General features: G+C 74.6%; 8 protein-coding genes. 6 read left to right on the forward strand and 2 right to left on the reverse strand.

Features of this window, described 5'->3' with window-relative positions:
* Nucleotides 1–114: 114 nt before the first annotated feature.
* On the reverse strand, nt 115–5,199 hold the full coding sequence (locus WMF46_RS14465; protein ID WP_437986143.1) for a sigma 54-interacting transcriptional regulator: 5,085 nt from the start codon (nt 5,197–5,199) through the stop codon (nt 115–117).
* Between the two features lie 212 nt (nt 5,200–5,411).
* On the opposite strand from WMF46_RS14465, the gene WMF46_RS14470 reads away from it, so the two are divergent.
* The 5 genes from WMF46_RS14470 (at nt 5,412) to WMF46_RS14490 (ending at nt 13,203) form a co-directional block, all read left to right on the forward strand.
* A complete protein-coding gene (locus WMF46_RS14470) occupies nt 5,412–6,050 on the forward strand; it encodes a hypothetical protein (protein WP_437986144.1) in 639 nt (212 codons plus the stop codon).
* 141 nt (nt 6,051–6,191) lie between these two features.
* On the forward strand, nt 6,192–7,313 hold the full coding sequence (locus WMF46_RS14475; RefSeq protein WP_437986145.1) for a Kazal-type serine protease inhibitor family protein: 1,122 nt from the start codon (nt 6,192–6,194) through the stop codon (nt 7,311–7,313).
* Nucleotides 7,314–7,431: 118 nt separating this feature from the next.
* Nucleotides 7,432–9,141: a hypothetical protein gene (locus tag WMF46_RS14480; protein ID WP_437986146.1), complete on the forward strand. Its 1,710-nt coding sequence runs from the start codon at nt 7,432–7,434 to the stop codon at nt 9,139–9,141.
* A complete protein-coding gene (locus tag WMF46_RS14485) occupies nt 9,138–11,288 on the forward strand; it encodes an SWIM zinc finger family protein (RefSeq protein ID WP_437986147.1) in 2,151 nt (716 codons plus the stop codon). The genes WMF46_RS14480 and WMF46_RS14485 overlap by 4 nt, the downstream gene beginning before the upstream one ends.
* A gap of 286 nt (nt 11,289–11,574) precedes the next feature.
* On the forward strand, nt 11,575–13,203 hold the full coding sequence (locus WMF46_RS14490; protein ID WP_437986148.1) for a reverse transcriptase family protein: 1,629 nt from the start codon (nt 11,575–11,577) through the stop codon (nt 13,201–13,203).
* 297 nt (nt 13,204–13,500) lie between these two features.
* Here the strand turns inward: WMF46_RS14490 and WMF46_RS14495 are convergent, their stop codons facing one another.
* Nucleotides 13,501–14,463, reverse strand: coding sequence for an alpha/beta hydrolase family protein (locus tag WMF46_RS14495; RefSeq protein ID WP_437986149.1), 963 nt, complete (start codon nt 14,461–14,463; stop codon nt 13,501–13,503).
* 146 nt (nt 14,464–14,609) lie between these two features.
* On the opposite strand from WMF46_RS14495, the gene WMF46_RS14500 reads away from it, so the two are divergent.
* Nucleotides 14,610–15,497 (forward strand): helix-turn-helix domain-containing protein, encoded by an 888-nt coding sequence (locus tag WMF46_RS14500; RefSeq protein WP_437986150.1) that lies wholly within the window; start codon nt 14,610–14,612, stop codon nt 15,495–15,497.
* The last annotated feature ends 76 nt before the right edge of the window (nt 15,498–15,573 follow it).

Consider the following 15,573-nt stretch of genomic DNA (forward strand, 5'->3'; position numbering starts at 1 on the left):
CGCTATCGGGCGGAGGACGGTGCGTGTGTACGCCTGTGACGGACGCCGTCCAGAGCGCCAGTCGCCAGCGTCCGATCGGGCCCGCGCTCGCGCTCGGGGCGCTGGAGGAAGGGCTCAGTCGTCGCTGGCGCCTTTCGGCCGTTCGGTCGTGCGCGCGATGGGCGGTTCGATCGGCCGTTCGATTCCGAGCCGCCGCAGCTTCCGGTAGAACGTCGCCCTCGACATGCCCGCCTCGCGCGCGGCCTGGAGCGCGTTCCAGCCGGTCCGCTCGAGCGCGGCGAGCAGCGCGGCGCGCTCGTCGCGCGGCGGTCGCGGCGCGCCGCGGCCGCCGCCTTCCTGCGCGCGGGGCAGGTCCACGTCGTCGGGGCCGATCCTGCGGCCGTCGCACAGCACGACCGCCTTGGTGATCACGTTCTCCAGCTCGCGCACGTTGCCGGGCCAGCCGTGCTGGCCGAGCCGCCGCAGCGCCTCGTGGGACAGCTGCGGCGCCGGGCGGCCCAGCTGCTCGGCGGCGCGGCGCACGAAGTGGAGCGCGAGCTCCGGCAGGTCCTCCAGGCGATCGCGCAGCGCGGGCAGCCGGATCTGCACCACCGCGACGCGGTAGTAGAGGTCCTCCCGGAAGCGCCCGCGCGCGGCCTCGGCCAGGAGATCGCGGTTCGTCGCACAGACGAGGCGGAAGTCCACGCGCACGGCCTCGGCGCTGCCCACCGGGCGCACCTCCCGCTCCTGGAGCACCCGGAGCAGCTTCGCCTGCACCTCGAGCGGCATCTCGCCCAGCTCGTCGAGGAAGAGCGTGCCGCCGCGCGCCGCGACAACGAGGCCGGTCCGGTCCCGGTCGGCCCCCGTGAACGCGCCGCGGACGTGGCCGAAGAGCTCCGACTCGAGCAGCGCGGCGGGGAGCGCGGCGCAGTTGATCCCCATGAAGGGGCCGCTCTTCCGCGGGCCGGCGAAGTGGATGGCGCGCGCGACGAGCTCCTTGCCGGTGCCGCTCTCGCCCGTCACGAGCACGCTGACCGGCGCCTCGACCACGCGGTCGAGCGTCGCGAACACCGCGCGGAGCGCGGGGCCGCGCCCCACGATGGCGCCGTAATCGTAGCGGTGCTCCAGGGCCTGCTGGCGGACGAGCACCTGCTCCTGCAGCCGGTCGATCTCCGCGGCCTGGCCGCGCAGGAGCTCCTCGACGCGGCGGCGCTCGGCCTCGAGCTCCACGGTGCGGCGGCGCAGGTCGTCGACGAGCCGCGCGTTGCGCAGCGCGAGCGCGACCTGGTCGGCGAAGGCGAGGAGCAGGTCGACGTCCTCCGGCGCGAAGCGCGCGCGCCGGAAGCGGTTGTCGAGGTAGAGCGCGCCGAGCACGCCGTCCGGCGAGCGGATCGGCACGGCGATCACGGACCTGAGCCGCATCGCGTGCACCGACGCGTGCTCGTGGAAGCGCGGGTCCTCCTGGGCGTCCACGGTGACAACGGGCTCCTGCGTCGCGATCGCGCGCTCGGCGATGCCGTAGCTGAACTTGAGGTGGCTCCTGCCGACCTTCTCCCGGTCGACGTTGCGCGCGACCGCCACGCGCAGCTCGCCGCCCGGCTGCTCGATCAGCAGGAACCCGCGCTCCGCGGCCGTGAGGTCGATCGCGGCGTCCATGGCCATCGCGAGGATGTCGGCGATCTCGACGGAGGAGTTGAGCCTGCGGAACACCGCGAGGAGCCGCTCGAGCTTGGCCGTGCGCTCGGCCGTCGGCGGCGCCGCGGCCTCGGCCGCCGCGGGCGCGCGCGCCGGCTGCGCCGCGCGGCGCCGGGGGTGGGTCCAGAAGGCGTGCTGCAGCGCCTCCGGCAGCGAGCGTGCCATGGCGGTCCAGGCGGCGGCCGCGCGCTCCCGCTGCGCTGCGGCCGCCTCCGGCTCGCCTGCGAGCTCGTGGGCTTCGGCCAGCGCCAGGCGGACGTCCGCGGCGAGGTCGGGCTGCGCCGCGCGCTCGGCGAGGCCCAGGGCGTGCTCGAGGCGCTCCCGGGCGGCGGTGAGGTCCTGACCGAGGTTGGGCTGACCGAGGTTGGGGGTGCCCTGACCGAGGTTGGGTTGACCGAGGTTGGGCTGACTGAGGTTGGGGGTGCCCTGACCGAGGTTGGGTTGACCGAGGTTGAAACCGCCCTGGTCGGAATCGCCCTGACCGAGGTTGCCGTCGCCCTCGCCGTCGAGCAGCGCGAGCCGCCCCTCCAGCAGCGCCGCGCGCGCCCCGAGGTCGGGCGCCTCCCGGGCGGCGCCGTGCTCCCGCGCCCGCCCCAGCGCGGCCCGCGCGTCCCCCACCGCGCCCCGCGCGAGGTGCGCCCGGCAGAGCTCCAGCTCCTCCTCCACCACCTCCCGCTGCGCCCCTTGCGCCTCGAAGCCGCGCCGCGACCGCTCGAAGCAGCGCGCCGCCTCCTCCGCGTCGCCGGCCGCGAGCGCGCAGTCCCCGAGGACCGAGGCCGCCGCCGCCGCGAAGAACGGCGCGCCCCGCCGCGCGGCCTCCGCCTCCACCCGGGATGCCACGCGGGCGGCCCGCTCGAACGCCCCCACGTCCGCCCAGAGCTTCGCCAGATCGAAATCGAGGACGAGGACCAGGTCCGCCTGGCCCAGGGCCGAGGCGAGCCGCGCCCCGCGCTCGTAGGCGGCGAGCGCTTCCCCGAGCTCGCCCGACTGGTGGCACGCCGTACCCACGTTGAGGCTGCAGCGCGCCACCAGGTCGCCGAGCCCGTGCTCCTCCGCCGTCGCCAGCGCCTGCCGGTAGCCGACGAGCGCCGCCTCGACCTCCCCGGCCCGGAAGGCGTCGATCGCCTGGTACGACAGCGCCCGCACCAGCGCCCTCGGCGCCCGCCGATCGCGGTGCAGCCCGGCGGCGAGCCCGAGGTGCAGCCCCGCGAGCCGGCGCTCCCCGAGGTAGCTCGCCGCGACGCCGACGTCCTCGTGGAGGCTCGCCAGCACCTCCGGCTCGTCGCACCACGCGAGCGCCGGCTCGGCGCGGGCCCGCGCCTCCGCGTGGGATCCGAGCCGCAAGAGCGCCCGGCTCGCCAGATCGGCGAGCCCCGCGCGCTCGCGCGGGGTGGATGATGATGATGACGACGCCGAGCCCTCCCCGCCGGCCTGCTCGCTCCGCTCGGCCTCGTCGAGCCGCGCGAGCGCCGCCGTGGGGTCGCCCAGCTCCAGCAGGCACGCGCCGAGCCGGACGAGCGCCTGCGCGCGCCGCGCGCCGAGCTCTCCGGCCTCGTCGCTCGCGAGCAGGTGCTCCAGCACCTCGCGCGCCCGCGCCGCGCGGCCGACGCGCTGGAGGGTGGACGCGATCTCGAGCCGCGCCTCCGCCGACGTCGCCACCTCGAGCAGCGCCTCCGCGGTTGCGCCCCATGGCCTGGGATCGGCCTCGCGCTCCGCGCGGCGCTCGAGGAACAGGCGCTCGGCGGCCGCCGCGTCGCCCGACAGCGCGAGGTGCAGCACCCGCTGCTCGGCGTGCGCCGGCAGGGCGGCTGCCGCCCGCGCGTGCGCCGCGCGGACCACCTCGCCGCCGAGGGCGCAGAGGAGGGCGGCGAGCGGCCCGGCGCGCGTCAGCGTCCACCCCCCTGCGGTGCGCGCGGCGACGCCGCGGGCGGCGAGCTCGGCCAGGTGCGCGACCGGCAGCCCGAGCGGCGGCAGCTCCTCGTCGGCGACCGCGCCCCCCTGCACGGCCAGCGTCGCCACCGCGTCCCGCAGCGGCCGCCCGAGGCCTCGCAGCCGCAGCGCGTAGCGCGCGCTCGCCCCGGGCGTCGTCGCGTCGAGCCCGGCCACGTCCCCGCTCTCGGCGAGCCGCCCCGCGATCACCACGAGATCGGCGGGCCACCCCGCGCTCGCGCGCAGCACGACCTCCGTCGCGTCGCCCAGGCCGATGTCGTCCATCCAGCGCTGCACCGCCTCGCGCCCGAGCGGCGGCAGCGCGACCTCGCGCGCGCTCCGCCCCGCCTCGGCGGCCACCGCGGCGAGCGGCGCCCGGCCGCCGCCGTGCGGGACGCGCTCGGCGGCGAGGAGCAGGACCGGATCCTCGGGGCCGAGCAGGCGGGCGAGCGCCTCGAGCATCTCCCGGTCCGCCCCGCTCACCTCGTCGGCGTCGTCGAGCACGAGCACCAGCGGCCCGGCCCCCGCCCCCGCGTGTCCTCCCCGCGCCCGCGTCAGGCGCTCGTGCGCGCGCAGGGCGCCCAGCGCGCCGGCGGGGAGCGCCTCCTCGCCGGTCGCGCGGCGCAGCATCGAGGCCACCGGCGCGCTGGCCCTGGCGAAGCCCTCCACGGCCTCCATCCGGAGCTCGGCGCTCCACGTCGCCTCGCGCAGGAGGCGGCTCTTCCCGCAGCCCGGCTCCCCGGCGATCACGCAGACGCGCGGGCCGCGCTCGCCTCGCTCGAGCGCGGCGAGCGCCTCGGCGACCGCGCGCATCTCCGCGTCGCGCCCGACGAGGTGGGGCGGCTCCGGCGGCGGCGGGGCCACGGCGCGCGGCGCGGCGCCCACCCAGTCGAGCACCTCGCCCGCGTCGGCCGGTCGGTCGCGCGGCTCGGACCGCACGAGGCGCTCGACGAGCGCGCCGATCGCCTTCGGCAGCGGCTCCGCGAGCAGCGGGGCGATCGCCTCGAGCGTGCGGCCGAGCGAAAACAGGTCCGCGCGACCGTCGGCCGGCTCGCCGCGGATCACCTCGGGCGCGAGGTAGCCCCGGGTGCCGGACACGCCCTCGTCGGGCCTCCCCCCGAGCCGCGCCGCGCAGGACAGGTCGATCAGGACCGCGCGCCCCGAGGCCCCGACGAGGATGTTGGCCGGCTTCACGTCGCCGTGGCGGATGCGCGCGCGGTGGAGGAACCGCAGCGCGTCGAGCACGTCCACGATCGCGGCCCGCGCCTCCTCGAAGCGGCGGCCTGTCACGTACTCGTCGAGCGGCGCGCCCAGCACCGCCTCCGACGTGAAGTAGAAGCGCGGCTCGCCGGTCTCCCGGAGCATGCCGAAGTCGAGGACCCGGACCAGGTGCGGATGGAAGAGCCCCGCCAGCATCCTGAACTCGCCGCGGAACGCCGCCCGCTCCGCCGTGCGCGCGTGGCCGAGCAGCTTGAGGCACAGGTCCCGCCCGAGCGCCTCGTCCCGCGCGAGCCACGCCGTGGCCAGGCCCCCCCGCCCCAGGGGGCGGAGCAGGCGGTAGCGGCGGGCGAGCAGGGTCCCTTCGGCTTGGCTCACCCGCGTAGTGTCTCATGGATGTGCCATCTGAGACAGTGAGACACTAGATGAGACACCTGTGCCTCGCATTTCACGACGATTTCCGTCCTTTTTCATTCGGCACCAGGTTTGCTCTAATGGCCGGCATGGCGATGCGGACGACATACGGACACCGAGGGCGGCGGGGCGCGCGCGTCGCGACGCTCCTCGGAGCGCTCGTTGGCGGCTGTGTCGTGAGCCCGCAGCCGAGCCCGCCGGTCCACGAGCCGATCCTGGACACAGGGCTCGTCGGCGTGTCGGGCGACCCCCAGGTCTTGCGGCAACAGGTCTTCCTCAAGGGCGAGCCTGGGGCGGTCGAGCCGGCGGAGGGCGTGGTCGTGGTGACGAACCTCGACAGCGCGGACGCGCCCGTCATCGCGGAGATCAACCGCGACGGCAGCTTCGTGGCCGCGGTGGACGCGTCGACGGATCAGGTCCTGCGGATCCAGGTGAAGCAGGACGAGCGCCGGTCGGAGCCGGTGGACCTGCTGCTCGCGGGGGAGCCCATCAACGCGACGCAGACGATGCTGGCGCACCTGCCTTGCCTCACGATCGAGCCCGCCGCGTGGGTCGTGCTCGAGGCCGGCGAGCGCGACGTCGTCGTCCGCAACACGTGCGCCGAGGAGGTGTCCATCGGCGCGCCGCGCTTGCGCCGCGGCGCGGGGCCGTTCGGGGTCAGCCCGGCGGAGGCGTTCGTGGTGCCGGCGGGTGAGTCCGCCGCCGTCACGGTGCGCGCGGACGGCGAAGGGGTCGAGCGCGAGGACGTGCTCTTCCTCGAGGTCACGGCGCCCGAGCCCGGGCGCCGCGTCCTGACACTGACGCTCCCCGACTGAGCGGTCGGGGAGACGAACATCGAACTCACGCGCCGCGCTCGACGTACTGCGGGCGGCGCGAGGCGCCCTTCCTCTGGAGGGGAGGGGCTCGTGGATGTCTATTGCCTCGCCGGTGACGGCGGGGCTCTTTTGGAGGAACCCATGAACGTCCAGAATCGTATCAAGAGCAGCCGTATCGGATCCTTCCTCTGGCTCGCGCTGTCGATGCTCCCGCTCGCCGTGGGCTGTCAGGTGGCGATCGCCGACGACAGCACCGCCACCGACTCGGCGGAGGTGAGGGGCGGCGGCGGGCAGGGCAAGGCCTGCGGCGGCCTCCTCGGCCTCTCCTGCAAGAAGGGCCTCTTCTGCGACTACGAGCTCGACGCCATGTGCGGCGCGGCCGATCAGACGGGCACCTGTCAGCCCATCCCCAAGGCGTGCACGAAGGAGTACAGGCCGGTCTGCGGCTGTGACGGCAACACGTACGGCAACGAGTGCATGGCGAACGCGGCGGGCACGTCGGTGTCGTCGGTCGGCGAGTGCGCGCCTCCTCCGGGGGACGTCTGCGGCGGCCTCCTCGGCCTCTCCTGCAAGGACGGTGAGTTCTGTGACTTCGCGCCGGACGCCCAGTGCGGCGCGGGTGACATGACGGGCACCTGCCTGCCCACGCCGGGCGGGTGCACCAGGGAGTACGACCCCGTCTGCGGCTGTGACGGCAACACGTACGGCAACGCGTGCACGGCGAACGCGGCGGGCGTGTCGGTCGCGTCGAAGGGCGAGTGCGCGCCGCCTCCGGAAGAAGGCAAGGCGTGCGGCACCCGCGGCGGCTGGACGTGCGAGAAGGGCGAGTTCTGCAACTTCCCGCCCGAGGTCGAGTGCGGCGCGTGGGACGGGCCGGGGGTTTGCACGCCCATCCCGGGGGCGTGCACGTTCGAGTACAACCCGGTCTGCGGCTGCGACGGCCAGACGTACGGAAACGCCTGCGCCGCCGCCTCGGCGGGCGTGTCGGTCGCGTCGAAGGGCGAGTGCGCGCCTGCTCCCGGGACGTTCTGCGGCGGCATCGCGGGCTTCGCCTGTGAGAAGGGCGAGTTCTGCAACTACAGCCTCGAGGCCATGTGCGGCGCGGGCGACATGACGGGCACGTGCGAGACCATCCCGGAGGCGTGCACGGAGCAGTACGACCCGGTCTGCGGCTGCGACGACACCACGTACGGCAACGCGTGCTTCGCGCACGCGGCGGGCGTGTCGGTCGTGTCGCGCGGCGAGTGCGCTGAGCGCCGGTAAGGCGGTATCGCAGGCGCCGTCCGCGCCGCGCGTCGCGTGACCCCCCCTCGCGCGACGCGCGGCGCGGCGGCGCCGCCCTTGACCGGCTCCGGGCCGGTTCCCTAGCATCCTGCCGCGCATGAGCGCCGCTCGATCCCAGACAGCGTCGACGCTCCTCCTCGACGAGCACTTCGAGGCCGGCGACGACCGGTTCGTGGACGAGGTGCTCGCCTCGGAGGCGGGCCGGAAGCTGAAGGCGCTCGCCCCGCGCTGGTACGAGGACCGGCGCCCGTTCGCGCGCCGCGCGCTGCTCCGCTACATCGACGACGGCTGCGACCGGCCGCACCACCGCGGCCTCGTCAAGGTCCTTTACAAGCTCGCCGAGCAGGCGGGAGACGACGAGATCGTCGGCCGCTTCATGGTCGCCTTCGATCGCCTCGTCCGCCGCAAGCTCGTCAAGGTGACCCGCTACGACTGGGTGACAAGGACCTCCAGCGACGAGCCCTGCCTCGTCAGCGACACCGGCGTGCCGGTCAGCCTCCCGCAGGGCGACGTCGCGTCGCCGCGCTTCTCGATGCGGACGCGCCAGTACCTGCGGCGCCGCGCGTTCCGCTACTTCCGGCGGCTCGGCCGGCGCGACGCCGCCCGCTACGGCCGCGCGATCCGCGCCGCGCTCGCGCTCTACCGCGACGAGCACCTCGACAGGCCCGAGCGCCTGCTCGACGCCTGGGGGCTGCTCCACGCGCTCTACTGGGGCTCGCCCGCCCTCGAGCGCCTCCCGCGCGGCGTCCGCCTCGCGGAGGGCGCCGCCCTCGCCGAGCTCGAGCCCGCGCCGATCTACCCCGAGGCGTGGCAGGGCGCCTTCGACGAGGTGCTCGGCCTGGTCACGGCCGCGAGGAGCCGCACCGTCCGGGCGTTCGCCGTGGGGCTGCTCGAGCGCGGCTACGCCGCCGAGCTCCGCGGCCTGCAGCTCGCCCGCGTGCGCGCGCTCCTCGAGAGCCCGCACGACGAGGTGCAGACCCTCGCCGCCGGCCTGCTCCGGCAGATCCCGGGCCTCGGCAGCCTGCCGATCGCGGACTGGCTCTCGCTGCTCCAGACCGAGAACGCCGCGGCGCTCGCCTTCATCTGCGAGGCGGTTGTCGAGCACGTCTCGCCGGCGCGGCTCTCGCTCGCCGAGTGCGTGGCCCTCGCCTGCGCGCGCGCCGCGCCGGTCGCGGAGCTCGGCCTGCGCTGGGCGAGGACGAAGCCCGTCGAGACCGCCGCCGATCTCGACACCCTCGCGCGCCTCGCGACCGCGGTCGCCCCCCGGGTCCGGGAGGAGGCGGTCGCGTGGCTCGTCGAGGTGCTCGGGCGCTCGCCCCACGGCCGGGCCGAGCACGTGCGCGATCTCCTGGATTCCCGCCACGAGGACGTCCGCGCCCGCGCGCTCGAGCTCGTCGAGGCCGACGCCCGCTTCCGCGACGACACAGGCCTGTGGGCCGCGCTGGCCGAGACGCCGCACGCCGATGCCCGCGCGTTCCTGATCCGGCACCTCGCCGCGCGCAAGGCGGCCTTCTCGCCCGAGGCGCTGCGGCACGTCTGGGCGGCGGCGCTGCTCGCCGTCCACGGCGGCGCGCGCGACAAGCGCGCGGTCGTCCGGCAGATCGCGGACCGCGTTGTCGCCCGGCCCGGCGAGGCGGACGCGCTCCTGCCGCTGCTCGGCGTCGCGCTCCGCAGCGTGCGCGCGCCCGAGCGGCGCGCCGCCCTCGGGGCGCTCGCCCGCGCCGCGTTCCGCGCCCCCGCGCTGCGCGACGCCATCGCGCGCAGGCTCCCGGAGCTCCGGCTGTTCGAGGGGGAGGACGCGGCGTGAGCTTCGATCTCCGCTACCTCGGCACGAGCGGCATGAAGGAGCTCGGCGGCGCCGCCGCGCTCAGCTTCGCGCCCAACCTCGCGCGCCCCAGGGTCTTCTTCGACGGCGAGCTCGCGCGGCCGGTGCGCTTCCGCGAGGCGATCAGCGCGCTCCACGACGTCGTCGTGGGCGACCTGCGGCGCCTGCCGAAGGATCGCTCCGCCCACGAGGCGTGGAAGCAGCAGGAGGCCGAGCGCGAGGCCCGGCTCCGCCGGGAGCTCCACGGCGAGGCCATGAAGGCCGAGCTCGCGCGCCTCGGGAGCGCGCCGCGGCCGCCGAACCTCGAGGCCGACTTCCGGAAGATGCACAAGCTCTACTGGGGCGCGCGCGTCCGCTGGGCGAACGAACTCGCGCGGAGCGACCCGCAGCTCTTCCGCCACCTCGTCCCCTGCGATCCGGTCGTGACCGTCGCGCCCGATGTCGTCTTCTTCGAGTGCTTCTCCAAGGACGAGTCGAGCTACGGCTGCCTCTCGGTCGATCGCGACGCGTTCCGGGGCGCGCAGGACGCCGGCCTCGGCACGACGAACGTCGACTACTCGCTCGCGCTCTACGAGCACTTCCAGACGCTCCGCAGCTACCGGCCGACGCGGCTCCTCGTCGATCCGACCGGCTTCGAGGTCGCGGTGGAGGGCCGCGGCGATTACCGCGAGGAGAAGATCGATCTCCCTCCTTCGTGGCTGCGCGGCTTCGGCCAGCTCCAGGCGGCGATGTGCCTGCCGTGCCGGAGGGTCGACGTCCCCGTGGAGGCGGTCTACTCGCTGCTCGCGCACCTCGATCGGCACCGCGAGCGCACGGGCCCGCGCAGCCTGCGCTTCCAGCTCACGCCGGGCAAGGCGCCGATCCTCGTGCTCGACCCCTGGGGCGTCTCCATCCCGTGCCGCGGCGTCACCTGCGACGATGTCCCCGTGGCCGTGGGGCCCGCGGCGGGCGCGGGCGGGCTCGGCCCGTACCGCTCCGGGGCGCCGAGGGGCGCCCCGGCGGCGGAGGCGACCGAGGAGATCAAGGTGTGGGGGAGGCGCCGTCTCTCGGTGCTCGCGCGGCTCTTGCCGCTCGCCGATCGCATCGAGGTGCGGCTCCTCGGCTCCGGGCTGCCGAGCCTGTGGATCGTCTTCCTGGGCGAGATGCGCTTCACCCTCGCGCTCTCGGGCTGGACGGCGAACGACTGGACCGCGGGTTCTCACCTCGACGTCATGGCGGACGCCTTCACCCCGGACGCGCAGCTGGCGGACCGCGTCGCGCGCCACCTCGAGATGGTGCGGCGCGCATCCTACGGCGAGCTCGCCGTGTCGATGGACGCGCCGGACGGCGCGCTCCGCGGCGCGCTGCACCTCGCCGCGAAGCAGGGGCAGGTGGTTTACGACCACGCCGCGGAGTGTTATCGCTGCCGCCCGGTGATGCCGGTCGCCCTCTCCGACGCGCTGCTCGGCCCCGAGCCCCCGGAGCTCGCGGAGGGCCGGCGCATCGCCCGCGACGGGGTGGAGATCGCGCGGGAAGAGACCCTCTCCGGCGGCCGCCGCGTCGTCATGGCCAGGGCCAAGGCGACGAGCTGCGAGCTGCTCCTCGACACCGACGGCGCGATCAAGAAGGCGAAGTGCAGCTGCTCGTACTTCTACAAGAACCGGCTGCGCGCGGGCCCGTGCCGGCACCTGCTCGCGGTCAAGCTCCACCTGTCCGGCCGCGGTGACGCGGCGCCGTCGCTGCAGCCTCCGGAGCCGCCGGGGCAGGCGGAGGCCGGCTCGCGCGGCCCGCGGGCGCCGACGGCCGCCCCGCGAGGCGAGGCCGTGCCGTTCCCCGCGGAGCTCCTCGTCGAGATCGAGCGCGCCGCGGCGGCCCGGCGGGCGGGGCTCGCGGAGGTCGTCGAGGTGTCGTGGGATCTCGCGTTCGAGCGCATCCAGGGCTGCCGCTCCTGGGTCGAGGCCGTCGCGCTCGGCGGTCCGGAGGCGGAGCGGGCGCTCGGCGCGCGCGAGCTCCGCGCGCCGGTCGTGAGGACGCTCCCGGTCCACGCGGACGTGCTGGCCGAGATCCGGCGCGTCGCTGACCAGTTCAAGGCGAGCCCCGCCGCGGTGGTGGGCCTCGCGTGGCTCGTCGCCAGGCGATCGACGAAGTGAGGTTCACCAGAGACCTGAGAGTCCAGCCCTGCAAGGAGGTCCGTCCGCTCGAGCCCAACATGCTGCGGCGCTCCGCCGCGGTGGAGGTTGTTCTTCCATGCATCCCCACCCCCGATGTTCTTTGGGCGCCTTTAGCAGCTGTGCGGTTCCACTCAGAGGGACCTGACGGTCCTGGAACCGCACAGCTGCCCGGCGCCTGGGTGATCGGGCGTGGTCACGAGCAAGTAGTCGGGCGGGCGGGCCTCCTTGGAGGGCTGGACCGGGTGCTGTCCACAGGAACGGTCGAATGGGCTTCTGGGATAAGCTGAAGTCGATGCTCGGCCTGGGCGGGGCCGAGCGGGGCGAGCGAGCGCCGGGTGGGGCCGAGGCGGAGCAGGCCCAGGCGGCGCAGGCCGGGCCCGCGGCCGCGGCGCAGCCGGCCGCCCGCGCGGGGCAGCCCCGCGCCGCGGCGGCGGGCGCGAAGCCGCGCCCCGCGGACCCCTACGACGCCGGCGGGATCCTCGGCCTCTCGGCGGACGAGCTGCGCAGGCGCGCGCTCAAGATCAACCCGCGCCTGACGGCCTGGATCGGCCGCGTGGACACGATCCCGCCGCAGAGCGACGAGCGCACCGCCCTCATCGATCGGGGCCTCATCCTGCGCGGCCTGCTCACCGAGGCGCAGCTTGCCGAGATCCACCGCGTCGGCGATCTCTGGCTCAGGCACAAGGACGCCGCGGCGCTCGCCGGCACCGTCGCGGCGCGCTCGGCCGACGAGGCGATCGAGCGGCTCAAGCGCGAGAAGCTCGCCCGCAAGGAGGAGAAGCGGCGCCAGAGCGCCGAGCGCAAGCGGCAGCGGGCCGAGGCGGTCGCGCGCCGCCGGGCCGAGGACATCATCTTCCTGGGCACCGACGTCTCGGCGGGCCTCGCGGACCGGCGCTCGCACGTCGAGTCGCTCGCCCAGCGCGGGCTGCCCGTGCTGTCCACCCCGTCCGACCTGGCCGCGGCCCTCGGCGTCGCCGTCCCGCGCCTGCGCTGGCTCTGCTTTCACGGCGAGGCCGTCGAGCGCCCGCACTACGTGTACTTCGACGTCCCGAAGCGCTCGGGCGGGACGAGGCAGCTCGCGGCGCCCCACGCCTCGCTGGGCGCGGCGCAGGCCTGGGTCCTGCGCGAGGTCCTGGAGAAGCTGCCCGTCGAGGAGCCCGCGCACGGCTTCGTGAAGGGCCGCTCCACGGTCACCAACGCGCGCCCGCACACGCGCCGCGACGTGGTCGTGAACCTCGACCTGTCCGAGTTCTTCCCGACCATCACGTTCCCGCGGGTACGCGGCGTCTTCCATCGGCTCGGCTACTCGCCGGCGGTGGCCACGCTCCTCGCCCTGCTCTGCACCGAGCCGCCGCGGCGGCCGGTCGAGTACGACGGGCAGCGCTACTGGGTCGCTGTCGGCGATCGCGCGCTGCCGCAGGGCGCTTGCACGAGCCCGGCGATCTCGAACCAGGTCGCGCGGAAGCTCGATCGCCGCCTCGCCGGCATGTGCGCCCGCGCGGGCTTCACCTACACGCGGTACGCGGACGACCTCACCTTCTCGGCGCCCCCGGGCAAGCGCGGCGATATCGCGATGCTGCTGGCCCGAGTCCGCCACATCGTCGAGGAGGAGGGCTTCGCCATCAATCCGGCGAAGGGCCGTATCCAGCGCGCCGGCGGTCGGCAGGTGGTGACGGGCGTCGTGGTCAACGACAAGCCCTCGGCGCCGCGCGAGGAGGTGCGCCGCCTGCGCGCGATCCTCCACGCGGCGAAGAAGACCGGCCTCGCCGCCCAGAACCGCCGGGGTGTGCCGGACTTCGAGGCGCACCTGCGCGGCAGGATCGCCTATGTGCAGATGATCGACCGCGAGAGGGCCGCGCCGCTGCTCGCGGCCCTCGACGCGCTCACGGGGTGAACGCGGGCGCATCTTCGTGCCGCGTCGTTCGGCTCGATGCGTGGTACTTTCGTACGCCTCACTCGCCTGCCGAGTACCTCGGGTCAGAGATCCTGCCAGGGACCGGTGTCGCGAGGGGAGAAAGATTTCAACGCAAAGCCGCAAAGGCGCAAAGCCGCAAAAAAGAACAGATTCTTGTGCAGGTTTGCGCCTTTGCGCCTTTGCGCCTTTGCGTTGAAATCTCTCCCAAGATCGCTGGCCGGACTTCTGGCGGGCGGAACTAATGCTCGGCAGGCCTCGTCCGCGAGCGCTCGATCATCACGACTTGGACTCGACTCGTCCGAGCGGCTTGGCAGCGCCCGCCAGCGCGCTCTGTGCGTCCTGCCAGGCGGGGTCTCCGGGGTAGAGCGCGGTGTGGAGGTAGGCCCGCGTGAGGAGCTGGACGGCAGCCACGCGATCGAGGTTCTCGTCGGTGGTCTCGGCGAGGTCGTAGCCCGCGACGCCCCCCAGCCCGTGCTCTGCGTCGACCAGCATGAGCAGCGACTTGGGGCCTGGGGAGAGGAAGTAGGGATCCGCGTGCCAGGCGGCGCCTGCGGTCGTCAGGTGGGGAGAGCCGTCCTTGTCGCCGGCGACCACGAGCGCGGGCGTCGTCATGGTGGAAAAATCGATGTTCGCGAAGAATGGGTAGTTCTCTGCTGCGTACCTGCTGAGGGCGTCGCCTCGGCCGGGCGCGGCGAGCAGCACGCCCGCCTTGATCCGCGGCTCGGCGACGCTCACCTCGCTTCCGTCGTGGGGGTCCACGTTCCGCGCGCCGAGCAGCACGCTCGCGGTGTGCCCGCCCATCGAGTGGCCGAGGACGGCCACCTTGCTTCGATCCACACGCCCGGCGATCGCAGGGACGGCGCGCTCGATCCCGTCGAGCTGGTCAAGGATGCGGCTCATGTCCTCGGCGCGCGCGCGCCAGAAGAGAGGCGCATCGGGATGGTCCGAGCCTCTGAAGGGCAGCGTCTTCGAGTCGAGATGCGTGGGCTGGATCACGACGAAGCCGTGCGCCGCGAAGTAGTTGGCGAGCGGGGCGTAGCCGTGGAGCGACGACACGAAGTTGGAGGGGCCGTGGCCGTGCGAGAGCAGCAGGATGGGCAGCTCGCTTCCGGTCACGGGCGCGGAGAGGCGCACCTGGAGATCGACGGGGCGGCCGGGAGCGGGCAGCACGATGGGGTGGATCGAGGAGACCTGCGCGGGTGCGCTGGAGGCGTTCGCTGCGGGAGTCGGTTGGCTCATGATGTGGAGTTCCTTTCGGGGGCTCGGCCCCGCTCATCGCCTTGGTAGCTCCCGCCACCGCTCTCTCATTGGAAGGACCGGACATTTTCGGAGCGCTCGCTGCGCGTCGGCTTGAACGATCGCAGCCGGCGCGCGACACTGCGACGGTGCTTCACACGACGGACACCGCGGCGACGTTCTCGCTCTCGCGCTTCGTCGAGGGGGTTCACTCGCTCCTGCCGGTGGGTGGGCACACTCGTCATGAACGGCTGCCCGACGGACGAACGATGCTCGTCTTCCGCGTGCTCGAGGAGGGCCGGAGAGGCGACGTGTGCGTCGCGGGGCCGCGCACGCACGCGCTGTTCAAGAACGCCGGCGGCGTGGCGCGGGCGATCAGCATCCAGTTCAAGCCAGGCTGGTCGGCGCCGCTCCTCGGCGTGGCCGCGAACGCGCTGACGGATCGGATCATCCCGCTGGAAGACATCTGGGGCCGCCCGGGCGGCGATCTATGCGACGAGCTGCTCGCGGCGCGCAGCCTGCCGGAGCTCCTCGACCGAGTGTCCCGCGCCGTCGCCCTTCGCACCCGCCAGACGTTCGAATCGGCATCGGCGCGGCTCGCGCGCCGCGCGGTTCGCTTGCTCGAAGGAGACGAGGTCCGGGTGGAGAGAGTGGCGGAGCGGCTGGGCGTCACGGCGCGGCATCTCCGCCGTGCCTTCACCGAGAGCGTCGGCGTCTCGCCGAAGGATTTCGCGCGCACCGTTCGCCTGCAGCGTGCCGTGCGGATGGCAGCGACCTCGAAGGACTGGGCGCGCATCGCGAGAGACGCGGGCTACTACGACCAGGCGCACCTCATCGCCGACTTCCGGGAGCTCGTCGGGCTCACGCCGGGCGCCTTCGTGAAGCGAGCGGGCGACGACGGCGCCGCGAGGCGACTTCTCGGCCCATCGGTTGAGGATGCGCGAGCCTGCGCCGAGAGCGGCTCGAACGCCCGCCATGATGTCGGCGAGAGCGGCGTGGTCACGGTGCGAGCCCGCATCGAGCGCGCGGCGCCGTAGGGCGACGGAGCTAGCGTATCGGCAGCATCTCGGCTCGATGGGGCCATCGCCCTCTGTTCCCTGCTGCTTGTCCGGA

It is taken from the genome of Sorangium sp. So ce117 (assembly GCF_051524395.1).
Classification (GTDB): domain Bacteria; phylum Myxococcota_A; class Polyangia; order Polyangiales; family Polyangiaceae; genus Sorangium; species Sorangium cellulosum_B.